The organism is Geotalea uraniireducens (assembly GCF_027943965.1).
Lineage (GTDB): Bacteria > Desulfobacterota > Desulfuromonadia > Geobacterales > Geobacteraceae > Geobacter > Geobacter uraniireducens.
In genome coordinates this window covers 3,626,688-3,649,736 of sequence record NZ_AP027151.1, presented here as the reverse complement: position 1 = coordinate 3,649,736, position 23,049 = coordinate 3,626,688, and the positions used below count along the sequence as shown (strand labels likewise).

Sequence of the window (23,049 nt, the reverse complement as noted above, 5' to 3'; positions counted from 1 at the left end):
GGTTCTCTCCTTACTTGCAGAGGGCCGCTACCAGCGGGTTGTCCCGCCGGGCGGCGTCGCCCATCAGCGCCAGGGCCCGGCGGCCCATCTCGCGGACCGCGGCAGGATTGCGGACGGCCCAGGCCAGCTCCGTCGCCAGTCGGTCGCCGGTTACCTCGTTATGCCAGCCCAGGTTGTGGAGGGCGCCGTATGCGGCCACCGCCTCGACTACCGCCAGCTGATTCCGGGCGAGGATGGTGGCGGCGGCGGGCAGGCCGAGGAAGCAACGTTCCCAGGTGGCTGTGCCGCCGGCGCCGAAGGCGAAGTCGGCTGCGGCCATCAGCCGGGCGATGTCGGGAGTCTGGCAATGGTAGGTGACTCCCGGCAGGCGGGCGCAGCGCTCTTCGATCTCCTGCCGTTGCCGGTTGGCCGCGCCAACGACGACGTCGGCCCGGATTTCCCCTGCTGTGCGGTCGGCCAGGGCGGCGAGCGCCTTGGCGGTTTCACCGGTATCGTCGGCACCGCCGAAAAAGATGAACAGCCGCCGGATGGTGCCGTCCCGTTCGGCCAGCGCTTGGCGGGCAGTATAAAATTCCTCGCGGAGCAGGGCGAAGCGGGGACCGAGGAACAGCCGACACTGTGCGGGAACCAGCCCGGCGTAGCGGTTGGCGCCGTCGCGGTAGTAATTCTGGTCCAGGAGGAGGTCGCAGTCGTGGCGCCGGTCGGCCAGGTCGTCGATGACCATGATCCGTCCGACCAGGGGCCGGAGCTGTGTTTCCCAGTCCTCGTCGAGCCCGTAGTGATCGACGATCAGCCAGTCGGGACGGAGCTCCCGCAGATGTGCCGCCGTTTCCCCGGCGTCGCGACCAGGGGGGACGCCGAGCCAGGATTCCGGTGCCCCGGCGGAGCCCGGCGTTGCCTCCGGCGGCGGGAGCATGATCGCCCGATAGCCGTGCTGGGCGATCACTTCGCCGAGTTGCCCCGACAGCTCCCGGCAGAGGAAAGAGATCGTTGCTCCCTGCCGGGCCAACTGGTTGGCCAGGGTCAGACAGCGCATGACATGACCGCTGCCGATCCTGAGCGAGGCGTCGCAGCGTATGACGACCGATGGCCTGCCGTTACTGCTCATTACGCTCCCCTTAGCCGCAGAGGGCCCGGTACATCCGTTCGGCGGTTTCCCAGTCCTCGGGGGTATCGATGTCCTGGACCAGGTGGCGCGGGATTTGTACCGGCACGGCATCGGCGGAGAACAGCCGGCGCTCCGCCAGGTACTTGCCGGTGTCGACCCAGTAGAACTGGCCGGCGTCGTGGTACGCTTCGCCGAGGTCCTGGGAGCGCTTCTCCCGGTTTTCGGGCCAGATCATCTCCAGCCGGCCAAGGTCGTTGAGCTTGAGCGCCCGGAAGATGCACGCGGGAAAGGTGGCGACGGAGAATGCCGAGGTGGCTTGGTGGTGGCAGAGCAGTTCGAACCCCTGGCGGAGATATTCGCTCCGGACGAAGGGGGCGGTGGCATAGATGCAGCAGCAGTAATCGGGCCGGCGAGCATGCTCCTCCAACCACTGCAGCCCGTGAAGCAGGACGGCGTCGGTGCCGGCGAAGTCGTCGGCTAGCTCGGCGGGGCGGATAAACGGCACTTCGGCGCCGTGACCGCGGGCCACGTCGGCAATCTCCCGGTCGTCGGTTGAGACGATGACCCGCTCGAACAGACCGGATTCGAGGGCCGCCTCGATGGAATAGGCGATCATCGGCTTGCCGGCGAACGGCTTGATGTTCTTGCGCGGGATCCGCTTGCTCCCCCCCCGGGCCGGGATAATCGCCACGTTCATCGGCAACACTCCCGCAGCGCAGCAATGACCCGCTCCTGGTCCGCCTCGGCGAGGCCGGCATAAAGCGGCAGGGTGATCGCTTCGCGGTAGTAGCGCTCCGCTGCGGGAAAGTCGCCGTCGCGGAAGCCGAGCGCCCGGTAATAGGGCTGAGTATGGACCGGGATGTAGTGCAGGTTGACCAGTATCCCCCGCCGGCGCAGTTCCTCGAAGATTTCCCGCCGGCTGGCGGCCAGTCGTTCGAGCCGGAGGCGGATGACGTAGAGGTGGAAGGCGGAATGGCCATCCGGATGCTGCCAGGGGAGGTCGAGCGGCAGGTCGCGGAGCGTTTCGTCGTAGCGGGCCGCCAATCGGTGCCGCCGGGCGACGAATTCGTCGAGCCGCGTCAGCTGGCTCAGCCCGAGGGCCGCCTGGATGTCGGTGATCCGGTAGTTGAAGCCGAGTTCGATCTGCTGATAATACCACGGGCCGTCGGCCTCGCCGGTCATCAGCGCCGGGTCGCGGGTGATGCCGTGGCTGCGGAGCCGGCTCAGCCGGGCGTGCAGCTCGGGGCTGTTGGTAAGGACCATTCCCCCTTCGCCGGTGGTGATGATCTTGACCGGATGAAAACTGAAGACCGTCATGGCGGAGTAGCGGCAGTTGCCGATCTTCTCCTGCCGGTAGCTCCCCCCCACCGCGTGGGAGGCGTCCTCGATGATCGTGAAGCCGTACCGCTCCGCCAGCCGGGCAATCTCCGCCAACTCGCACGGCTGGCCGGCAAAGTGGACCGGGATCACCACCTTCGGCAATCGACCGTCCCGGGCGGCCTGCGCGAGCTTCTCCGCCAGCCGGGAGACGCTCATGTTGTAGGTGCGCGGATCGATGTCGACGAAGTCGACGGCGGCGCCGCAATAACGGCCGCAGTTAGCCGAGGCGACAAAGGTGTTGGGTGTGGTCCAGAGAAGATCGCCGGGACCGAGTCCCGCCGCGAGACAGGCGATGTGCAGGGCCGAGGTGGCACTGTTGACCGCCACCGCGTGGGCGGCACCGCAGTAGCCGGCCACCGCCTGCTCGAAGCGTTCTACCGTCGGCCCCTGGGTCAGCCAGTCGGAACGAAGCACTTCCACCACCGCTTCGATGTCGGCGGCGCTGATCTCCTGCCGGCCGTAGGGGATGGGGGATGCAGTCATGCCAAGTCGTCCTTGCGGCGATTGAACTCGGGATTGAGGTGTTCGTGGATCAACAGTCGTAGCTGTTCTACGCTCAGCCAGTCGGTATTGGTCCCGCTGTTATAGGCAAAACTGTCGGGACAGCGCCGGCCACCGAACTCCTTCATGAACTGGTCTGGATCCCAAAGCTGCATTGACGGCAGGATGACGAAGTAGTCGCCGAATTCAATGGAATTGATGGCATCGGTGGTGGTAATCATCTCCTCGTGGAGTTTTTCACCCGGCCGGATGCCGACGATCTCAATCCGGCAATCGGAGTCAACGGCCTTGGCGACATCGGTGATCCGGTAGCTGGGGATTTTCGGCACGAAGATTTCTCCGCCCCACATGATGTCGAGGGCCTTGAGTACCAGCTTGACGCCATCTTCGAGGGTAATGTTGAAGCGGGTCATCCGCTCGTCGGTCACCGGCAGCACCCCTTCGCGACGCTTCTTGAGGAAGAAGGGGATGACGCTTCCCCGGCTCCCCATAACGTTGCCGTAACGGACCACCGAGAACTTGATCTCCCGTTTCCCCTTGAAGTTGTTGGCGGCGACGAACAGCTTGTCGGAGCAGAGCTTGGTCGCCCCGTAGAGGTTGATCGGCGCCGCAGCCTTGTCGGTGCTGAGCGCCACCACTTTTTCGACCCCCCGCTCCAAGGCCGTCTCGATGACGTTCTGGGCGCCGAGGATATTGGTTTTGATCGCCTCGAAGGGGTTGTATTCACATGCCGGTACCTGCTTGAGTGCTGCCGCGTGAATGACGATGTTGATCCCCTCGAAAGCCCGGTTGAGCCGGTCTTTGTCCCGTACATCGCCGATGAAGTAGCGAATCTGCGGGAACTGCTGCGGTGGAAACTGTTGCGACATCTCGAACTGTTTCAGCTCGTCGCGGGAAAAGACCACCACCCGCTTTACTCCGGGATAGCAGGTGAGAACTGTTTCGATAAACTTCTTGCCGAATGAACCGGTGCCGCCGGTAACGAGAATTGATTTTCCTGTAAGCATGGTTGCTCCGTAGGTTTTTGTAGTCTTGCGGCTGGTGTGCAGAAGCTGTGTGGCGTACGTGATTTATTGGGTACCGAATGGCACGATGCAAGTAAAATGCCGGTGCTTAGGTGTCAAAAAAATGTAGATTGGCGGGGGTGATGCTGGCAATATGTCTGGATTGGAGACGCTCTGTGTCCGGATGAGGTATACCATTGAGAAGGTACCGGTGTGTCCGTATTTTGACCATCACGATGGCAGGTGAGGATTCAGCGATACGTGTGGTTTTTGTATGCCGGGCAAGTATGGAACTAAAGAAATGCTGCATGATGCCGATGAAATACATCAGGATATGTATCCGGGGCGGATTGCCGGGGTTACCCTTAGCTTGAGGAATGCAAACAGATGTCGTCTGATTACGGTACTTACTTTGAAGTACTCCAGAAAATCAACCTTGCGATTCGTCTTGATGGGGGCGGCTCCTTCGATGGGACTGCAGCCATAACTGCTCTCAAGGGTGATCTCGTCTGGCTTGAACTGTACGGAAACGAACAACCTCCGCAGGGGGGCGTGTGTTCGGGTGCCGATGCTTCCCTCTCCGTCTGGACCGCCGGGGCACTGTGCCGTTGCGATGCCTCTGTAGAGGGTGTGCGCGATGATCGTCAGTTTGTGCTGCGTTTCACGGGTGCGGTGCGGGAACTGCAGCGCCGGGAGTACTTCCGTCTGGATGTTGAGTTCCCATTCATCTGGTCAGTTATTCCCGCAATGAGTCGGGAAGACGCCGAGGCTCACTGGTTGACCGCTCGTTCCGAGTGCCAATCCCTGCCGGAAGTGGTCCCTGCCGGGGACAGCTTCAAGGTTGTCGGTTGGAATGGTAACGATGTATCCCCTCAGAGGGCGAACCTGAGCGGAGGCGGGGTTCGTTTCAAGGTGTCCGAGTGGGTGGAAGCTGGTTCGCTGCTGGAGATGACACTGTTTTTGCCCTTTCCTCAACCGCGGATCGTCCTCTGTGTTGCCGAGGCGCTTCGTTGCCAGGAGATCAGCCTCACTTTCGATCCGGGAACCCATTATCAGCTCTCGCTTAAATTTGTCATTGTCGGTGAGAAGGATCGCGAGGCAATCATTACCTATCTCTTTGCGGAGCAACGTCGGGAACTAATGATGAAAAAACAGCGGATCTCTTTCGCTGGCGGGCGATAACTGGCTGAACATCCGCGAAAAAGAACAGGCCGGGAAGCAACCTTCCCGGCCTGTTCTTTTTCATCCGTAATAAATCTCACCAACTGTATTCAGAGTATTTCACGGCTCCGCCTTCTCTCCTTCCCCGGAGAGAAGCACGATATCTACTCGGCGATTCTGTGCACGTCCTTCCGTCGTCGCGTTGTCGGCAATCGGCCGGAATTCGCCGAACCCGGCGGCGGAGATTTTCGCCGGATCGAAGTCGTAGGAGGTGAGGAGATAGTGGACGATGTTGGTGGCCCGGCCGGTGGAGAGTTCCCAGTTGGAGGGGAACAGTGGCGAGTGGATCGGTATGTTGTCGGTGTGTCCCTCTACCCGGATCGGGTTGGTGTAACCGGACAGCGATTCAGCGACCTTCGCCAGCAGCGGATAGGCGCTTTCCCGGACCACGGCGCTACCGGAGTCGAAAAAGCCGGCTTCTTTCAAGCTGACCACCAGGCCGCGGCGGGTAATGCCGACACTCACTTTATCCTGGGCGCCGGTCTTGATTAAGTATGCCTCGATAGCGGCCTTGATCGCCCGGAAATCCTTCTCTTCCGCGTGGATTTTCACCTTGGCGTTGCTTTTTCCCACGTCTCGCCCTTTGTTGGCCATGTCGGGACTGATGGAAGGGATGATTCTCATGTCGGTGCTGGTGATCACGGCGGGTTTTGGCGATGAGGTGGCAGCTGCGGTAAAGCCGAACGATTCCCGTAGCGATTTCATCACTTCTTCCACCTTCTTCTTGTCGGCCTGGCCCATGGCGTACAGGGTGACGAAGACGGCGAACAGCAGGGTGATGAAGTCGGCGTACGAAACAAGCCATCGTTCGTGGTTCGGCTCTTTTTCGTGCTTTTTATGCTTCTTGGCCATTACCTGTCCGTCCTACTTCTTGCCGCTTTCTTGTACGAAGGCCCGCAGTTTCTGTTCGATGAAGTGGGGGTTCTCGCCGTTCTGGATGGCGATCAGCCCTTCGATGACCATCTCTTTTTGCAGCAGCTCCGTCTTCAGGCGCTGCTTCAGTTTGGTGCCGAGCGGGAGACAGACAATGTTGGCGGTAACCAGGCCGTAGATGGTGGCGACGAAGGCGACAGCGATCCCTTCGCCCAGCTTGGAAGCGTCGGAGAGGTTCTGCATGACGTGGATCAGGCCGAGCACCGCGCCGATGATCCCGATGGTCGGTGCGTAACCGCCGGCCGCTTCAAAAAATTCGGCACTTACCTTTTCGTGCTCCTCGTAGTGGTGCACCTCAATCTCCAGCGTCTCGCGCAGCTTCTGGGGATCGATGCCGTCGACGACCAGCGAGATCCCCTTCTTGGTGAAGGGGTCTTTGACGTTTTGGGCTTCCTGCTCCAGGGAGATCAAACCGTTTCGGCGGGCTTTTGCGGCGTAACCGATCAAATCCTTGATAGTCCCCTCCGGATTCTGTTGCGAGGGGAAAAGGGCTTTCTTGGCATCCTTGGCAGCCTTGAGGATCGACGGTAGTGGAAAGCTGCCGAATGCGGCGCCGAAAGTCCCTCCGAGCACGATGATGGCAGCGGTCGGTTGAAGGATTGCCTTCATGTGCAGGCCTTCCAGTGCCGCACCGCCAAGAATGGCGCCGAATCCCAATACCCAGCCAATAATTGTTGCGATATCCATAGAAAGTTCAGCCTCGGTTGTGGAGTGTATTCACCGGTTCAGCTGCTCAGCCGGCTATGCGTCCTTTTCTTCCAGGGCGCAGGTGAGCGGATACTCCCGTCGGCGAATCCCTTTGAGATATCTTCTGGTCGGCGCTGAAGCGGCGCGGCGCAGCACGGTCGCCTTGTAGGCGATGATCTTTTCAATGATCGTCGCCGCTTTTTCCAGGACCAGAAATCGATCTTCGTTGGAGAGCCTGATGCGGGTGTCGGGGGTTTCTTCGATACTTTCAATGAGATCGGGGTTGAGGAAAAATTCGCTGCCGTCGAGACGTGTCAATTTGATCATGGCGCCCCTGTCCTGATTTGATAGTGCTGGTAAGCCGGTGGCTCTCTGTGGAGACAGCAACAGTCGTGCCACCGGATGATACAAATCCGGCCGGGGCGGAATAAATAGGGAAGGATGAATCTGCTGCCGGCAGTCTTTCGATGAAGCAGTGGGGAGCGGTAAATAATTCCTCTTTTTTTAAAGTTTTGCTGGTGAACGCCGATAATTCCAAGTAGAGGGGAATTATCTTTTCAGGGAGAGAAAGCCATGAATGTCGAATTAAACAGTGGAATCGGATCGCCGCAGGCGGTCGTCCCGTCGACGGTTCTCAAACCGGTGGCAACTGAGACTGCAAAGGGAAAAGCGGAGAGTTCGGAATCGGTGTCGACCCAGGCACAGAAGAGTAGTCAGAATAACGAAGAGCGTCTCAAGGAAGCCGCGGAAAAGATCAATGATTTTATCGCTTCAATCACCACTGATCTCCGGTTCACGATTGACAAGGATACCGACAGGGTGGTTGTGAAGGTGATCAGCCACAAAACAGGCGAGGTAATCAGGCAGATTCCGTCTGAAGAAACCCTGAAACTGGCAAAGGCCCTGGATTCGCTGAAGGGACTTATTATTCAGGAAAAGGCATAGCGGATGGTCTGTTGGTCAACGTCGACCACATTGCCGATTCCTGTGCCCACCGCTAAAGGACCATACGGGCTAACCGTGCTGCAGGCTCCTGGCGCTGTTGTCGGTTCGCACTGCCCGGGAACTCTTGTCTCGGCTCGCCGGAGTGTCGTGATTGGGTTGGCGGGCCAGTGGCCGGACTGCACAGGCGAACGCGTGGGGGGCGCGACAAGTCAAAATCGTGACTTCATTGCGTCAATATCTGTGCTTGCCGCGTCTGGAGCGTCGGCGGTCGCACCGTGTTGTTTGTGGTGCGCTACGCTTTAATGAGGTGTAAACTAATAAAATAGTCATCAAGTTTTACCCCGGTTTACCGAACCGTTACAGTATGGGGAGTAAATTTCTTCCCCGTTTACCTGCAATGTGTTGGGCGATCCCATGGACGGGTGCTTTCAGTCAAACGGAGGGACTTGTCATGGGGATGGTTCGGGGGCAGCGGCTGCTGTTCAATGTGTTGTCAGGTCTGGCCGGGGGGGCGATTTTCTTGGCGTTGCTGCTGTCGGGCAATCCGGCAGGATCCATGGAGTTGCCGCGACCGGGTGAGATTGCCCAGCTTAAGCAGACCGGCGAGTTTGAGGGCCGGAAGCGGTTTGCCGAGGCGATCGGCAACAACAAGATCGATGCCGAGCGATTGAAAATGGCTATCAGCAAAGCCAAGCGCAAGGCGTTGCTGCAGCAGGGATATCTCCCCGCTGCCATTAGTCAGCTGACCGCCTATTCGCCGCCGGCAGCCTGGTCCGGCATGCCGACCACCGGTTCGGTAAAACTCTTTGCCCTACTGATCGACTTTCCTGATTATCCTTCCGTCACCAGCCAATCCCAGATCAATACCATGCTGTTCGGCCCGGCCAACGCTGCGGATGTGAATTATCCCTATGAAAGCCTGGCCGGTTTCTACAATCGTTCATCCTATGGTCTGCTCGACTTTTCCGGCGGAACGACTCTCGGCTGGTATCGTCCGGCTTACAATCGCAGCACGATTTCCATGACCACTGCCGGCCGCGAAGCGCTCATCAAGGAGGCGCTCAACTATTTCGTCGGCCAGGGGGTCAACTTTTCCCAGTTCGACAACAATGGCGACGGGAAGATCGACTACTTCCTGGTGATCTGGACCGGCCCGGACAACGGCTGGGCAAATTTCTGGTGGGGCTACCAGACCTCGTTCAGCGATTCGAGCTACACGGTCAGCGGCAAGCAACTCGGCAAGTATTCCTGGCAATGGGAGGGGAATCCCTATGGGCAGCCGTTCAAACCGCTGGTGACCATCCATGAGACCGGTCACGCTCTCGGCCTTCCCGACTACTACGATTACAACACCGGCGTCGGGCCGGGCGGCGGCCTCGGCGGCCTCGACATGATGGATCACAACTGGGGAGACCACAACTGCTTCAGCAAATGGGTTCTCAACTGGCTTACCCCGACGGTGGTGGCGAGCGGCAGCCAGAGCTTGACCCTCAATCCTTCCGCAACGGCCAAGGATGCAGTGTTGATCATGCCGAACATCACCAACGGCGATCTTTTCGATGAATATTACCTGGTACAGAATCGCTACCGCACCGGCAACGACACCCAGATTCCCACCGATGGCCTGTTGATCTGGCATGTGGATGCCACCCTGAACAGTTCCGGCACCAACTATCTGTACGATAACTCGACGACGGTCCACAAGCTGCTCCGCCTGATGGAGGCAGACGGCCTCGAAGACATCCAGAAGGGGTATTCCGCGGATGCCGGTGATTTCTACGTTCCCGGCAAACTGTTCGGTCTCAATACACTTCCGTCGAGCAAGAGCTACAGTGGACTGAATACCGGCGTTAATGTGGCCAGCATCAGCCGGGCCGGCTCTCAGATGGCCGCCACCTTCAGCATCGGCGCTTCGCCACCGTCAGGAACGATGAAGATCAATGGCGGGGCTACGGCGACGCAATCAACTTCCGTTACCCTGAGCCTGGCGGCGGTCGCCGGCAGCAACCCTATTTACCAGATGCGCTTCAGCAATGACAATGCTTCCTGGAGTGCCTGGGAAACCTACCTGACCACCAAATCGTGGACGATACCGGCCGGTGACGGGGAGAAGACTGTCTATGTCCAGTTCAACGACAAACTGGGGATCGAATCGGACAGCATTCCGGCTACCATCACCCTTGATACGGTGGCGCCGGTGGCAACAGTGGTGGCCAACTACGACCTGTCTGTGCCGACCAAATCAACGACCTTCCCGTTTTCCGTTGGCGGCGACGGAGTCGTTAGCTACAAATACCAGATCGATGGTGGGAGCTGGTCGGTCGTAATTCCGGCTACCGTAACCATGAACATCACAAAAGTGTCGAGCGGCACCCATACCCTAGCGGTCATCGCCAAGGATGCGGCCGGCAACTGGCAGTCGGCCGCTACTCCGACCACCTTGAGTTGGACCGTCGATACCGGGGCGCCGGTAACTACCGCTACGCCGGCCGGCGGCACCTACGGCTCCGCCCAAACCGTAACCCTGGCCACCAGTGAAGCGGCCACCGTCTTCTATACCACCAACGGAACCATACCGACGACCGGATCGCTCCAGTACACTGCTCCTTTAACCATCACTCCGCCGGCTACGCTCAAGTATTTTGCCGTCGATCTGGCAGGCAACGCGGAGGCGGTGAAGACCCAGATTTACTATGCCGTGCCGGTGGCGGTTATCGGTGGTGCTCCGGGGGCCAAGAGCAAGCTGACCTCCCTGACCCTCACCGTGAAAGGCACCTCGGTGGTGGCGTACAAGTACAAGCTCGACAGTGGTTCCTATTCGGCCGAAACCCCGATCGCGACCAAGCTGCTTCTCACTGGTTTGACGGCTGGGTCCCACACCCTGGCGGTTCTTGGCAAGAATGCCAGCGGCGGTTGGCAGACGACGCCGACCAGCGTCACCTGGACCGTGGATACCACGGTGCCGGTAACCACCGCCTCGCTGCCGCAAGGTATCTATAACCCCGGGCAGACGGTGACCCTGACTGCCAGCGAGCCGGGGACGATTTACTATACTACCAACAGGACGGTTCCCTCCGCCAAATCGCCCAAGTATGTCGGGCCAATCACTATCAATACCTCCACTACCCTCAAGTTTGCCACGGTGGATGATGCCGGCAACGTGGAACCGGCTCAGACCAATGTCTACACCATCACCAAGCTCAGTGGCGTGCCGGCGGCGACGACCAAGCTGGCGTCCGCGTCGTTGAAAGTGGTTGGTACTGGTGTTTCGGCATATAAATACAGTCTTGACGGTGGTGCCTACTCGGCGGAAACGCCGGTGGCCACCACGATTGTCCTTTCTTCTTTGAGTGCCGGCAGTCATACGGTTTCGGTTCTCGGTAAAGATGCCGCCGGGGCGTGGCAGAGCAGCCCGACAGTCGCTTCCTGGTCCGTTGAGCAGACGGCGCCGGTTACTACCGCCTCTCCTGCCGGCGGCACCTACACGACTCCCCAGACGGTGACGCTGACGACCAGCGAAACGGCCACGATCTATTACACCCTTAACGGGGCGCTGCCGACAACCAAGTCGGCGAAGTATACCGCGCCGCTGGCCATCACCCCCACTACGACGCTCAAATTTTATGCCGTCGATCCGGCGGGGAATGCCGAGGCGGTCAAGACTGAAGCCTATGCGTTGCCGGTGACGGCCGCGATTGGCGGTGCGCCGGTGGTCAAGAGCAAACTTACCACTGCGAGCCTCGCTATCAGTGGCTCCGGAGTCGTCGCGTACAAATATCAGCTCGATGGCGGCAGTTGGTCGGCGGAGTTCCCCGTGGCGACCAAAATCAGTCTGACCGGTCTTGCCGTGGGCCCGCATACGGTGGCGGTCATCGGGAAAAATGCCGCTGGCGGCTGGCAGGATAGTCAGTTGCCCACGACCGCCTCCTGGACGGTCGATATCGTTGCTCCAACCACGGTGGCGTCGCCGGCGGGCGGGACATACAGTGGCCCGCAGACTGTCACGCTGACTGCTGATGAGCCGGCGACCATCTACTACACCACCAACGGAGCCACGCCGAGCACCAAGTCGGCCGTTTATGCCGGCCCGATCTCCCTGCCGGCCACCGGCACGCTGAAGTTCTTTGCGATCGACCAGGCGGGGAATGCCGAGAAGATGAAGAGCGAGATTTATTCGTTGCCGCCGGTGGCGGTAATCAATGGCATCCCCGCCGGTTCCGGTAACCTCACCTCGGTTACCCTGACAATCGGCGGGACAGGAATTGTCAGCTACAAGTATCAGCTCGACGGCGGCCTGTGGTCCGCCGAGATTCCGGTGGCGACCAAGAGTACCGTGAGCGGATTGGCTGCCGGTTCCCATACTGTGGCAGTGGTCGGCAAGAGTGCAGCGGGGGCCTGGCAGAATACGGCAGTGGCCACGGCGGCTTCCTGGACAATTGACCTTGTTGCGCCGGTGTCGTCGGTCTCTCCGGCCGGCGGAGTTTACAACGCCTCTCAGACCGTTACCATTTCGGCCGGTGAGGCGGTTACGGTCTATTACACGGTCACCGGTACCATCCCGTCGACCTCTTCGCCGAAATATACGGCACCACTTGCGATCAGCAAAACGACCACGCTCAAATACCTCGTTGTCGATGTGGCAGGGAATTCGGAAGGGGTGAAAACGGAAAGCTATGTCATTACCACCCTGACTGGCGTTCCAGCGGGGATTACCAAGCTTGTTTCGGCAACGTTGACGGTTGGTGGTGGGGTGACGGCCTATAAATACCGGCTTGACGGCGGCAGCTATTCGGCCGAAACCCCGGTTGCCACCAAGATCACGCTTACCGGCCTCGCTTCCGGTTCTCATTCGGTCGACGTGCTTGGCAAGAGCTCGGCCGGCGTCTGGCAGGTCGTGCCGAATACGGCCTCCTGGACCGTCGACGCCACCGCGCCGGTGGCAACTGCGTCGCCGGCTGGTGGGACCTATGATACTCCCCAGCAGGTCACGCTTTCGGCGAACGAACCGGCAACGATCTACTACACCACCAACGGCGCGACACCGGGCACCACGTCGACGAAATACACTGCGCCGATTACCGTCAACCCGGGGCAGACCCTGAAATATCTTGCCGTCGATACGGCAGGGAATCCGGCGGCAGTCCAGAGCCAGATCTACGCGCCATCCCCGGTGGCGACCATCAGCGGCACCCCGCCGGCCATGACCAAATTGACCACGGCCTCGCTCATCGTCAGTGGGACCAGTGTTGTTACATACAAATATCAGCTCGACGGCGGTTCATGGTCCGCCGAAACGGCCCGCGCGACCAAGATTGCCCTGACGGGACTTGTCCCGGGTGCTCATACGGTTGCCGTGGTAGGCAAGAACGTTGTCGGTACCTGGCAGACAATTGCCACCACCGTCAACTGGACGGTCGATACTACTGCGCCGGTCACTACCGCATCGCTGGCCGGCGGTAGCTATGCGACGGCCCAGAGCGTCACCCTGACCGCCAATGAGCCGGCGACCATCTACTATACCACCAACGGTACTGTGCCGACCGTCAAGTCGATGGTTTACAGCGGGCCGCTGGTGATCGGCACGACCATGACCCTCAAGTATCTTGCCGTGGATACGGCAGGGAATTTGGAGGTGGCGAAGAGCCAGAGTTACCAGGTACCGCCAGTGGCGGAGATCAACGGTGTCCCGAGCGGCACGACGACGGATACCTCGGCTGGTTTCACCATCGGCGGCCAGTATGTTGTCGCCTACAAGTACCAGTTCGATGGCGGCTCCTGGTCGGCAGAAGTTTCCGTAACCCAGGCGCGGAGCTTTGTCGGACTTGAAAGCGGTACCCATTCTCTTGCCGTGGTGGGGAAAAATGCCGGTGGGACCTGGCAGGTGTCGCCGACCACTGCCGTCTGGACTATCCAGTAATGGGCATTCTGCCATAAAAAACGGAGAGGGGAGCCATTGGCTCCCCTCTCCGTTTTTGCGGGTGGCGCGTCGGGTCGTTCGAAGTCATTCGTTGAGAAACACCCCTTTGTTTTCCTCGAATATTTCGATGAACGTCTCCAGATCGCCGGCGACCGATTCCGGGGTGTAGCCAAGCAATTTGGCCTCCGGCTGGTTGGCCAGATCCAGCTCCGCTTCCGGTTGGCGGCTGCCGATGCCGAGCCGTTTGCAGAACTTGTCGGCCAGGCTGGTGGTGGCGGTAAGGAACAGCTCGTACTGATCAGGCAATTGGGCCGTCGAAAACTGGTGATGGTACATGATTGCCGTGGAGAGCGAGTCGGGGAAGTTCCACTTCTTGATTACCAGCGCTCCGACCTCGGCATGGGAGAACGGGTAGACGCTCCGCTCTACCTCTTCGAAGGGGAGGCCGTCGTTATAGCAGCGGACGATCACCGACTGGAATTTCTGCGGGTCCTTGTCGTTCATGATGGTCTTGCCGATGTCGTGGAACAGGCCGGCGAGAAAACCGGTCTCCTCATTGATGAATTTGGTGCGGGAAGCGATCAGCCGGGCAGCCAGGGCCGCGCCGACGGAGTGTTCCCAGAGCATCTTTTCCGTCAGGCCGAACCGCTTGGAAATCTGTTTCAGCGATACGGCAACCACCAGGCTTTTCAGCGTCTTAAAGCCGAGGAGCATGATGGCGGCCGAGAGGGTGTTGATCTGACGCTGGCAGCCATAGTAGGCGGAATTGGAAAGCTTGAGGATCCGGGCGGCGACGGCGGGATCGGTGGAAACGGTCTGGGCCAGCTTCTCGATGGTGACGTCTTCCTGCTCGATCATCTCGATGACTTTGGTGGCCACCAGGGGGATCGTCGGCAGGTCGACGGCCGACATGATGAGGGTTTCGAGATCTTTGCTCATCGTCACATCCTTGCTAATGTGGCTAACGGCCCTTTATCATTGTCCTTCATCGATTGAATTATGCAAATTCCCCGCCGTGAAAAAAAGTTACATCCGGCGGGGGGGCTGTGGGGTGCTGAACCATACCCCATTGCATTGCGATGCAGCAGATGGTAATAATAACCCCTTGAATAGAAAACAGAAATGGAGTCCACTATGCACGTCAAGTCTGCCGAGTTCGTCAAGAGTGCTACCCGGCCGGAGCATTATCCCCCGGCCGAGGTGCCGGAAATTGCCTTTGCCGGCCGCTCCAATGTCGGAAAATCGTCACTGATCAACGTGCTGGTCAACCGGAAAGGGCTGGTGCGGACCAGCTCTACCCCGGGCCGGACCCAGTTGATCAATTTTTTCCAGGTGAATAACGACCTGATGCTGGTGGATCTGCCGGGCTACGGTTTTGCCCGGGTCCCCGCCGAAGTGCGGAAGCAGTGGGGGCCGATGGTCGAAACGTATCTGTCGACCCGCAGCTGTCTGGGATGTGTGGTCCTGATCCTCGACATCCGCCGGGTACCGTCCGACGAGGATGTGTTGATGCTGCAGTGGTTGCGAGCCTATGCCATCCCGGCGGTTGTCGTGGTGACAAAATGCGACAAGCTGTCGAAAAACGAACGGGCCAGGCAGGCGGCGACGATTTCCCGCACCCTCGGCCTGTCCCGCGAGGAGATGGTCTTTTTTTCGGCACTTTCCCGAGAAGGGAAGGATTTGCTCTGGGGACGGATCGAGCATTTCCTGGCCGCCGGTGACGGGGAACCGCTTTCCGGTGGGGGCGACCTTGGGCATTAGCCGTTGACTTTGCCTGACCACTCTGTTAGTTATTTGAGCACAATTGCATACGTTTTCGAGATGGTGCTCGCGGCGATTCGCCTGGTTGGATTGCCGGAGATAATAGGGAAGGGGGTGCGATTCCCCCACTGCCCCGCAACTGTGAACGGTGATGAAAACCGCAACGATGCCACTGAATTTATCGGGAAGGCGCGGTGAGTAAAGCGATCCGTGAGTCAGGAAACCTGCCATGTCGACCCGGCCGGCCCGCCGTCAATTGCTGCGGCCCGGAATCCGGACCTCCGAGGGAGAGGCGCCGAACATGTCGTCATGCGACGAATTATGCCCCCGCCTCCTCCGGAGCGGGGGTTTTTTGTTGCCGGTCCGGCGGGTTGCAGCGATAAAGGAGCAGAAATGGCCAAGGTGATCTTCATCAGCGGCGGCGCCCGGAGCGGCAAGAGCCGGCTGGCCGAGCGGCTGGCGGCGGAGTTCGGCGCGCCGCGTGGCTATCTTGCCACCGGCGGTGCCGGCGATGCCGAGATGGCCGAGCGGATCGAGCGGCACCGGGCGCGACGCGGCAGCGAGTGGCAGACCGTCGAGGAGCCGCTGGCTCTGGCGGCGGCGCTCCGGGAGCACGACGGCCGCTTCCGGGTGCTGCTCGTCGACTGCGTGACCCTCTGGCTGACCAACCTCCTGCTGGGCAGCGACGATGGGGCGGGAGCTCTGGCCGAGGTTAAGGAACTGGCGGCATTGCTGCCGCAGCTGACGACGCCGGTGATCCTCGTCTCCAACGAAGTGGGGATGGGGATCGTCCCCGACAACCAACTGGCCCGCCGGTTCCGCGATCTTGCCGGTGAGGCGAACGAACTGCTTGCTGCCGCGGCCGACGAAGTCTACGTCACCTTCAGCGGTCTGCCGTTGCGTCTGAAATGAACCGGCCGGGACCCGGTGTGCTGCGTCCCGGCGACGAATCCTGAAAACGAGGTAATGCCATGTCCCTGCTTAACGAAACCCTGTCAAAGATCCAGCCGCTCGACCCGGACCTGCTCGCCAAGGCTCAGCAGAAACTGGACAACAAGACCAAGCCGCTCGGCGCCCTCGGCCGGCTCGAAGAGTTCGCCCGCCGCTATGCGGCGATCAGCAATAGCCTGGAGCCAAGCACTTGGAAAAAGGTGATCTTCACCTTTGCCGCCGATCACGGGGTGGTTGCCGAAGGAGTGTCGGCCTTTCCCAAGGAAGTGACGGTCCAGATGGTCTACAACTTCCTCCAGGGGGGGGCCGGGGTCAACGTCCTCGCCAATCACGTCCGGGCCGAGGTGCTGGTGGTCGATGTCGGCGTCGATCATGACTTCGGCGATACCCCCGGTCTCATCGCCAAGAAGGTTGCCCGCGGGACCCGAAACTTCGCCAAGGGTCCGGCGATGACCCGGGAGGAGGCGGTGGCTGCCCTGGAGGTCGGGATCGAGCTGGCCAACGGCTGCCGGGCCGACGGCGTGGCGATGGTCGGCACCGGTGAGATGGGGATCGGCAATACCACTCCTTCCGCGGCGATCATTGCTGCCCTTTCCGGCCGGCCGGTGGCTGAGGTGACCCACCGGGGGACCGGGATCAACGATCAGTCCCTGGCCAACAAGATCCGGGTGATCGAGGAGGGGCTGGCGGTGAACCGTCCCGACCCGCACGACCCGCTCGACGTCCTGGCCAAGGTGGGCGGGCTGGAGATCGCCGGCATCGCCGGCCTGATCCTCGGCTGTGCCGCCAACCGCATTCCGGTGGTGGTGGACGGTTTCATCTCCACCGCCGGGGCGCTGATCGCCGCCGAGTTCAATCCGCTCGTCAAGGAGTATCTCTTTGCCGCCCACCAGTCGGTGGAGATCGGTCATCGTTTCATGCTCGACCGGCTTGGCGCCGCGCCGATCCTCGACCTGCAGCTGCGGCTCGGCGAGGGGACCGGTGCCGCCCTGGCGATGGGGCTTATCGAGGCGGGGGTCAAGATTCTCAAGGAGATGGCCACCTTCGAAGAGGCCGGCGTGGCGGAAGGCGAGCATTAATGAATACCGGGCGCGGTTCGCCGCGCCCCGATCGGAGACCGACGCGTCAAACCGCGTCTCGATAGACCCATGCGCCTCTACTTCATCGCCTTCCAGTTTCTGACCATCATCCCGCTGCCGTTCTCCCTCCGCTGGGAGGAGCGAGACCTGGGGCGGTCGATGGCCTTTTTCCCCCTGGTCGGGCTGACGCTCGGTGCCCTGTTGGTCGGGGTCGACTACCTCGGCGGGCAGGTTTTCCCCCGGCCGCTGACCGATCTGCTCCTGGTGGCGCTCTTGGCGGTGGTGACCGGGGCGCTGCACCACGACGGGCTGGCCGACGTCTGTGACGGCCTGGCGGCGCGGGGGTCTCGGGAGCGGTTCCTGGCGGTGATGAAAGACTCGCGGGTCGGCGCCGTCGGCGTGGTTGGGCTGGTGCTGGGGATTCTCCTCAAGTACCAGGGGCTCGCCCAACTCGATCCGGCAGTGAAGTGGCCGACGCTGCTCTTCTTTCCGGCGGCGGCCCGCTTCAGTCAGGTGCAGATGACGGTCGGCTCCCGGCGGGCCCGGCAGGACGGCCTCGGTGCCGCCTGCATTGCCGGCGCCGGCTGGTGGCAGTTCGGCACGGCCCTCGCCCTTACCGCCGCCGCCGCCTGGTGGTGTCTCGGCAGCCGGGGAGTTTTCTGCCTTCTGGCCCTCTACCTCTTTACCTGGGCTGCCCGCGCCTGGTTCCACCGCCGGCTCGGCGGGGTTACCGGCGACATCATCGGCTGCGTCAGCGAGCTGAACGAGATCGGTTGCCTGCTGCTGTTGGTGGCCCTGCAACACACCTAGGGCGCTGCGCGGTGCCCTATTACGGGAACGTGACATGACGAGCAAAACACGCATTTATCTTATCCGCCACGGCGAAGTGGCCGGGGGGGGGACAGGCGTTCGCCGCTACAACGGCCACACCGACGTTCCGCTCACCGACCATGGTAAGGCCCAGTACCTGGCGCTGCGCGAACGGTTCGCCGCCGCCCGGATCACCGCCTGCTACACCAGCGATCTCTCCCGTTGCGTCTGGGGGGCCGAGACCCTCGGCGCCCACCTGAACGTCGTGCCGGTGCGGCATCCGGAACTGCGCGAACTCTGCATGGGAGAGTGGGAAGCGCGGAGCTGGCAGGAGCTGCAGGAGTGCTATCCGGCGGAGTGGCAGGCACGGCTGGCCGATCTGGTCAACTATCGGGTCCCCGGTGGCGAGAACCTGCTCGACGTCCGTCGCCGGGTGATGCCGGTGATCGACGGTATCGTCGCCCGTCACCGGGACGAAGAGGTGCTGGTGGTCGCCCATGGCGGCGTCAACCGGCTTATCCTTCTCGAAGCTCTCGGGGCGCCGCTCTCCAGCCTGTTTGCCATCGACCAGCATTACGCCTGCCTGAACATCATCGATTACTACGCCGACGGCAATGCCGTGGTGAAGCTGGTGAACGGCTAAAGGGTTTTTCCTATGAAATCGATCGTGATCGCCGCCCCCCACAGCGGCTCCGGCAAGACGACCGTCACCCTCGGCATTATGGCGTGCCTGCGCCGGCGGGGGCTGCGGGTGGCGCCGTTCAAGGTTGGCCCCGACTTCATCGACCCTGGTTACCACCGGCTGGTCTGCGGTGGCCCCTCCGCCAACCTCGACGGCTGGATGTGCGGCGCCGATTTCGTCCGGGGGAGCTTCTGCCGGCACAGCGCCGGAGCGGACATCGCGGTCGTCGAAGGGGTGATGGGACTGTTCGACGGGCTCGGCGCCGCTGGCGAGGAGGGGAGCACCGCCCAGGTGGCCAAGTTCCTCCGGGCGCCGGTGTTGCTGGTGGTCGAGGCCAAGGGGATGGCCCGCAGCGTCGCCGCGCTGGTCAAGGGGTTTGTCGAGTTCGACCCGGAAGTGTCGGTGGCCGGGGTGATCTTCAATGGCGTGGCGAGCGACAGCCATGCCCGGCTGCTGCGTGAGGTCATGGAAAGCGCCCTGCCGGCGGTCCGGGTGGTCGGCTGTCTCCCCCGGGACGAGCGGCTGCAGATTCCCTCCCGCCATCTCGGCCTGCTGACCGCCGAGGAGAACCCGCTGTCGCCGGAATTTCTCGACCACCTCGTCGAGACGATGCGCGAGCATCTCGACCTGGGGCTGGTCTGGGAGCTGGCCGGCCATGCCGGCGGCGGTCCCGCGACCGGTGACTGTGCTCCGGCGGCGGATGCCGGGGGGGCGGTCACCATTGCCGTGGCCCGCGATGAGGCCTTCTGCTTTGTCTACGACGATAATCTCTGTCTGCTGCGGCGGGCCGGCGCCGAACTGGTCGAGTTTTCGCCGCTCCGTGCCGAGCATCTCCCGGCCGGTGCTGCCGGGCTCTACCTCCCCGGTGGCTATCCCGAGTTGTTCGCCGACGCCCTGGCGGCCAACGGCGCCATGCGCCGGGCAGTGCGGGAGGCGATCGAGGCGGGGATGCCGGCCTATGCCGAGTGCGGCGGCTTCATCTACCTGACCCGGGGGGTGAGCGACCCGCGTAATGATCCGGCATCGTTCCACGAGTTCGCCGGCATTTTCCCGGTCAACACCCGGATGCTTCCCCGCCGCAAGGCGCTCGGCTACCGGGAGGTGGAACTGCTGGCCGACACCGTCATCGGCCCGGCGGGGACGGTGGCGCGGGGGCACGAATTCCACTATTCGGAGATGGACGAGCTGCCGTCGGAGGTCGAACGGGCCTACCGGGTGAGCCGCGGCGGCACGGAGTTGGGGGTGGAGGGGGTCCACTACCGGAACTGTCTCGCTTCGTACGTGCACCTCCATTTCGGCAGCAATCCCGGGATCGCGGCGGCGTTCGTCGCCAACTGCCGGAAATTCAAAAGCAACTCAGCGTAAAGGAGTCCGTTGTGAAAACCCAGCTTGAATTCGCCCGCGCGGGGGTCGTGACCCCGCAGATGGCTGCCGTCGCCGCCGAGGAGCGGCTGGACGCCGAGTACATCCGGCAGCAGGTGGCGGCGGGGACCATTGTCATTCCCTGGAACCATCACCGGCAACCGCGGGCGGTCGGCATCGGCAAGGGGCTGCGCACCAAGGTGAACGCCTCGATCGGCACTTCGTCCGACATCGTCGATTATGCCGCCGAAATCCGCAAGGCCCGGGCCGCCCAGGAGTCGGGGGCCGATACCCTGATGGAGCTGTCGGTCGGCGGCGATCTGGACCGGGTCCGGCGGGAGGTGATCGGGGCGGTCGATCTGCCGGTGGGGAACGTGCCGCTCTACCAGGCGTTTTGCGAGGCGGCGCGCCGTTACGGCGACCCGAACCGGCTGGACGAGGACCTGCTCTTCGAGCTGATCGAGCGGCAGTGCGCCGACGGCATGGCCTTCATGGCGGTCCATTGCGGGATCAACCTCTATACCGTCGAACGGTTGAAGCGGCAGGGGTACCGCTACGGCGGGCTCGTCTCCAAGGGAGGGGTGGGGATGGTCGCCTGGATGCTCGCCAACAACCGGGAAAACCCGCTTTACGAACAGTTCGACCGGGTGGTCGGCATCCTCAAGAAATACGATACGGTCCTTTCCCTCGGCAACGGGCTGCGGGCAGGGGCGATCCACGATTCGAGCGACCGGGCACAGATCCAGGAACTGCTGATCAACTGCGAACTGGCGGAACTTGGCCGGGAGATGGGGTGCCAGATGCTGGTGGAAGGGCCCGGCCATGTGCCGCTGGACGAGGTCGAGGGGAACATCCGGCTGCAGAAGCGGATGAGCGGCGACGCCCCCTACTACATGCTCGGGCCGATCCCGACCGACATCGCCCCCGGCTTCGACCATATCACTGCCGCCATCGGTGCCGCCCAGTCGAGCCGTTACGGCGCCGACCTGATCTGCTACATCACTCCCGCCGAGCACTTGGCGCTTCCCAACGAGGAGGACGTTCGGCAGGGGGTGAAAGCGGCCCGGGTGGCGGCCTACATCGGCGACATGAACAAGTACCCGGAGCGGGGGCGGGAGCGGGACCGGGAGATGTCCAAGGCCCGCCGCGACCTCGACTGGGAGAAGCAGTTCCAGCTGGCCCTCTATCCCGAGGATGCCCGGGCGATCCGGGCCAGCCGGATTCCCGAGGACGAAACCACCTGTACCATGTGCGGTGACTTCTGCGCTTCCCGCGGCGCGGGAAAGCTGTTCGCCGCCGACCTGAAGGGGGACAAACGGTAACCGTTACCACCTGACGAGACAAGCGTAGACGACCTTCCGGAACAAGGGAAACCGGTGCAAGACCGGTGCTGCCCCGCAACTGTGAGGGGGGACCGCTGCCGCACGATGCCACTGTCGCTATGACGGGAAGGCGCGGCAGGCGGGTTGATCCCCAAGCCAGGAGACCTGGCCGGAAGAGCTGGCAAAACACTCCAACCGAGGGGAAAGGAGGTTTTATGCAACCACGGGTCTATCCCTTGCGCCTATGAACGGCACTCCTCTGGCCCCGAACGTAACCCGGAATCAACCGGCTTCCGGTCGTTCGCCGGAAGTTGCCTGTCGAGGAGCACTATCAATGAACATGAAACAGAAAATAGTCCTGGGTGGCTGCGGTACCGTCGCCGTACTGGCGGCCGCCGCCCCCGCTTATGCGATGCATATTTCCGAGGGGATCCTGCCGGTCGGCTGGGCGGCCCTCTGGTTTGTCGTGGCGGCCCCGTTCGTGGCGCTTGGCCTGAAGCGGCTCAATACCCTGGCCCGGGAAGACCTGGCGATGAAGCCGCTGGTCGGGCTGATGGCCGCAGTGGTCTTCATCATCTCCTGCATGCCGATCCCGGTGCCGAGTGCCGGCACCTGTTCCCACCCCTGCGGGACCGGGATCTCGGCCATCCTGGTCGGTCCGTTCGTCAGCGTATTGATCGCCTCGGTGGCCCTGCTCATCCAGGCGTTGTTCCTGGCCCACGGCGGTCTCACCACCTGGGGGGCGAATATCGTCTCCATGGGGGTGGTCGGCTCGTTTGCCGGCTGGTTCGTCTTTCGCGGGCTGCGCCGGCTCGGCGCAAACCTGGCGGTGGCGGGGTTCGTTGCCGGCGTGCTGGCCGATTGGGCCACGTACCTGACCACCTCGGTGGAGCTGGCGAGCGGGATTCGCGGCAGCGAGCCGTTCCTGCCGCTTTTCGTCAAGATTCTCGTCGCCTTCATCCCGACCCAGCTTCCCCTCGGCCTCCTCGAAGGGGCGATGACCGCCGGGATGGTGGTGCTGCTGCAGCGCAAGCGGCCTGACCTGCTGGTCAAAATGCGGGTGGTGCGCCCGGAGGAGGTGGTGGCATGAGAACGATTCTGCTGCTGGCCGCCCTGATCGGGATTTTCGGCCTGAATTCTGCATCTTTTGCCAGCGAAAAATGGCCGGGGGTGGATGAGGCGGTGGTGGAGAAGGTGGCCAGCGAGCATGGCCATGCTTCCCGGCCGCCGCTCATCGATACCGACCAGGGCGACCTGCTGCTCTTTGCCTTCCTGCTGGCCGGGGCGGTCGCCGGCTTTGCCGGCGGCTATTACTGGCGGATGCTGGTGGCCGAACGGAAAGAGCGGTAGGAGTCGCCCGGGGGCCGAATCTCACCGGGGAGGACA

The 23,049-nt window shown here is 61.9% G+C and carries 19 protein-coding genes, 1 pseudogene and 2 riboswitches; of the genes and pseudogenes, 12 read left to right on the top strand and 8 right to left on the bottom strand.

Features of this window, described 5'->3' with window-relative positions; translation table 11 throughout:
* Positions 1 to 10: 10 nt before the first annotated feature.
* The 4 genes from pseG to pseB are packed head-to-tail and all read right to left on the bottom strand — an operon-like array spanning position 11 to position 3,996.
* On the bottom strand, positions 11 to 1,108 hold the full coding sequence (gene pseG / locus QMN23_RS17035; protein ID WP_281999564.1) for a UDP-2,4-diacetamido-2,4,6-trideoxy-beta-L-altropyranose hydrolase: 1,098 nt from the start codon (positions 1,106 to 1,108) through the stop codon (positions 11 to 13).
* 10 nt (positions 1,109 to 1,118) lie between these two features.
* Complete coding sequence (gene pseF / locus QMN23_RS17030) at positions 1,119 to 1,805, bottom strand: pseudaminic acid cytidylyltransferase (protein ID WP_281999566.1); 687 nt, start codon at positions 1,803 to 1,805, stop codon at positions 1,119 to 1,121.
* Positions 1,802 to 2,971 carry a UDP-4-amino-4,6-dideoxy-N-acetyl-beta-L-altrosamine transaminase gene (pseC, locus tag QMN23_RS17025; RefSeq protein WP_282000525.1) on the bottom strand — a complete coding sequence of 390 codons (1,170 nt, stop codon included), beginning with the start codon at positions 2,969 to 2,971 and terminating at the stop codon, positions 1,802 to 1,804. The genes pseF and pseC overlap by 4 nt, the downstream gene beginning before the upstream one ends.
* Positions 2,968 to 3,996, bottom strand: coding sequence for a UDP-N-acetylglucosamine 4,6-dehydratase (inverting) (gene pseB, locus QMN23_RS17020; protein WP_282000524.1), 1,029 nt, complete (start codon positions 3,994 to 3,996; stop codon positions 2,968 to 2,970). The genes pseC and pseB overlap by 4 nt, the downstream gene beginning before the upstream one ends.
* A gap of 384 nt (positions 3,997 to 4,380) precedes the next feature.
* Here pseB and QMN23_RS17015 point away from each other — a divergent pair, with 384 nt between their 5' ends.
* Positions 4,381 to 5,175 carry a PilZ-like domain-containing protein gene (locus tag QMN23_RS17015; protein WP_282000523.1) on the top strand — a complete coding sequence of 265 codons (795 nt, stop codon included), beginning with the start codon at positions 4,381 to 4,383 and terminating at the stop codon, positions 5,173 to 5,175.
* Positions 5,176 to 5,274: 99 nt separating this feature from the next.
* On the opposite strand, the gene QMN23_RS17010 is transcribed toward QMN23_RS17015, so the two are convergent.
* Genes QMN23_RS17010 through QMN23_RS17000 form a run of 3 tightly spaced genes read right to left on the bottom strand, consistent with a single transcriptional unit; the run spans position 5,275 to position 7,161 of the window.
* A complete protein-coding gene (locus tag QMN23_RS17010) occupies positions 5,275 to 6,066 on the bottom strand; it encodes a flagellar motor protein MotB (RefSeq protein WP_282000522.1) in 792 nt (263 codons plus the stop codon).
* Positions 6,067 to 6,078: 12 nt separating this feature from the next.
* A complete protein-coding gene (locus QMN23_RS17005; protein ID WP_282000521.1) occupies positions 6,079 to 6,834 on the bottom strand; it encodes a flagellar motor protein in 756 nt (251 codons plus the stop codon).
* A gap of 54 nt (positions 6,835 to 6,888) precedes the next feature.
* Positions 6,889 to 7,161 carry a flagellar FlbD family protein gene (locus QMN23_RS17000; RefSeq protein WP_282000520.1) on the bottom strand — a complete coding sequence of 91 codons (273 nt, stop codon included), beginning with the start codon at positions 7,159 to 7,161 and terminating at the stop codon, positions 6,889 to 6,891.
* Positions 7,162 to 7,407: 246 nt separating this feature from the next.
* Here QMN23_RS17000 and QMN23_RS16995 point away from each other — a divergent pair, with 246 nt between their 5' ends.
* Complete coding sequence (locus QMN23_RS16995) at positions 7,408 to 7,779, top strand: flagellar protein FlaG (protein ID WP_282000519.1); 372 nt, start codon at positions 7,408 to 7,410, stop codon at positions 7,777 to 7,779.
* Positions 7,780 to 8,230: 451 nt separating this feature from the next.
* Positions 8,231 to 13,696 carry a chitobiase/beta-hexosaminidase C-terminal domain-containing protein gene (locus tag QMN23_RS16990; protein ID WP_282000518.1) on the top strand — a complete coding sequence of 1,822 codons (5,466 nt, stop codon included), beginning with the start codon at positions 8,231 to 8,233 and terminating at the stop codon, positions 13,694 to 13,696.
* Between the two features lie 84 nt (positions 13,697 to 13,780).
* Here QMN23_RS16990 and QMN23_RS16985 read toward each other — a convergent pair whose 3' ends face one another.
* A complete protein-coding gene (locus QMN23_RS16985; RefSeq protein ID WP_282000517.1) occupies positions 13,781 to 14,635 on the bottom strand; it encodes an HDOD domain-containing protein in 855 nt (284 codons plus the stop codon).
* Positions 14,636 to 14,830: 195 nt separating this feature from the next.
* Between QMN23_RS16985 and yihA the strand changes: the two genes are divergently transcribed.
* From yihA to QMN23_RS16940, 9 genes and pseudogenes are all read left to right on the top strand, one after another.
* Positions 14,831 to 15,457: a ribosome biogenesis GTP-binding protein YihA/YsxC gene (yihA, locus tag QMN23_RS16980; RefSeq protein WP_282000516.1), complete on the top strand. Its 627-nt coding sequence runs from the start codon at positions 14,831 to 14,833 to the stop codon at positions 15,455 to 15,457.
* 44 nt (positions 15,458 to 15,501) lie between these two features.
* A riboswitch (cobalamin riboswitch) is annotated at positions 15,502 to 15,703 on the top strand.
* A 147-nt stretch (positions 15,704 to 15,850) separates the two neighbouring features.
* On the top strand, positions 15,851 to 16,369 hold the full coding sequence (gene cobU / locus QMN23_RS16975) for a bifunctional adenosylcobinamide kinase/adenosylcobinamide-phosphate guanylyltransferase (RefSeq protein ID WP_282000515.1): 519 nt from the start codon (positions 15,851 to 15,853) through the stop codon (positions 16,367 to 16,369).
* Between the two features lie 59 nt (positions 16,370 to 16,428).
* Positions 16,429 to 17,487, top strand: a complete 1,059-nt coding sequence (gene cobT, locus QMN23_RS16970; RefSeq protein WP_282000514.1) for a nicotinate-nucleotide--dimethylbenzimidazole phosphoribosyltransferase — start codon at positions 16,429 to 16,431, stop codon at positions 17,485 to 17,487.
* A gap of 69 nt (positions 17,488 to 17,556) precedes the next feature.
* Positions 17,557 to 18,297 (top strand): adenosylcobinamide-GDP ribazoletransferase, encoded by a 741-nt coding sequence (cobS, locus tag QMN23_RS16965; protein WP_282000513.1) that lies wholly within the window; start codon positions 17,557 to 17,559, stop codon positions 18,295 to 18,297.
* A 34-nt stretch (positions 18,298 to 18,331) separates the two neighbouring features.
* Complete coding sequence (gene cobC, locus QMN23_RS16960) at positions 18,332 to 18,940, top strand: alpha-ribazole phosphatase (protein ID WP_282000512.1); 609 nt, start codon at positions 18,332 to 18,334, stop codon at positions 18,938 to 18,940.
* Between the two features lie 12 nt (positions 18,941 to 18,952).
* Positions 18,953 to 20,344, top strand: a complete 1,392-nt coding sequence (locus QMN23_RS16955; protein ID WP_282000511.1) for a cobyrinate a,c-diamide synthase — start codon at positions 18,953 to 18,955, stop codon at positions 20,342 to 20,344.
* 11 nt (positions 20,345 to 20,355) lie between these two features.
* The gene (gene thiC, locus QMN23_RS16950) at positions 20,356 to 21,663 is read left to right on the top strand and encodes a phosphomethylpyrimidine synthase ThiC (RefSeq protein WP_282000510.1); all 1,308 of its coding nucleotides are present in this window, start codon (positions 20,356 to 20,358) and stop codon (positions 21,661 to 21,663) included.
* 20 nt (positions 21,664 to 21,683) lie between these two features.
* A riboswitch (cobalamin riboswitch) is annotated at positions 21,684 to 21,851 on the top strand.
* Positions 21,852 to 22,003: 152 nt separating this feature from the next.
* The gene (locus tag QMN23_RS16945; RefSeq protein WP_282003935.1) at positions 22,004 to 22,753 is read left to right on the top strand and encodes an energy-coupling factor ABC transporter permease; all 750 of its coding nucleotides are present in this window, start codon (positions 22,004 to 22,006) and stop codon (positions 22,751 to 22,753) included.
* Between the two features lie 53 nt (positions 22,754 to 22,806).
* Positions 22,807 to 23,013, top strand: a pseudogene (locus QMN23_RS16940) (energy-coupling factor ABC transporter permease); the annotation flags it as partial.
* Between the last annotated feature and the right edge of the window lie 36 nt (positions 23,014 to 23,049).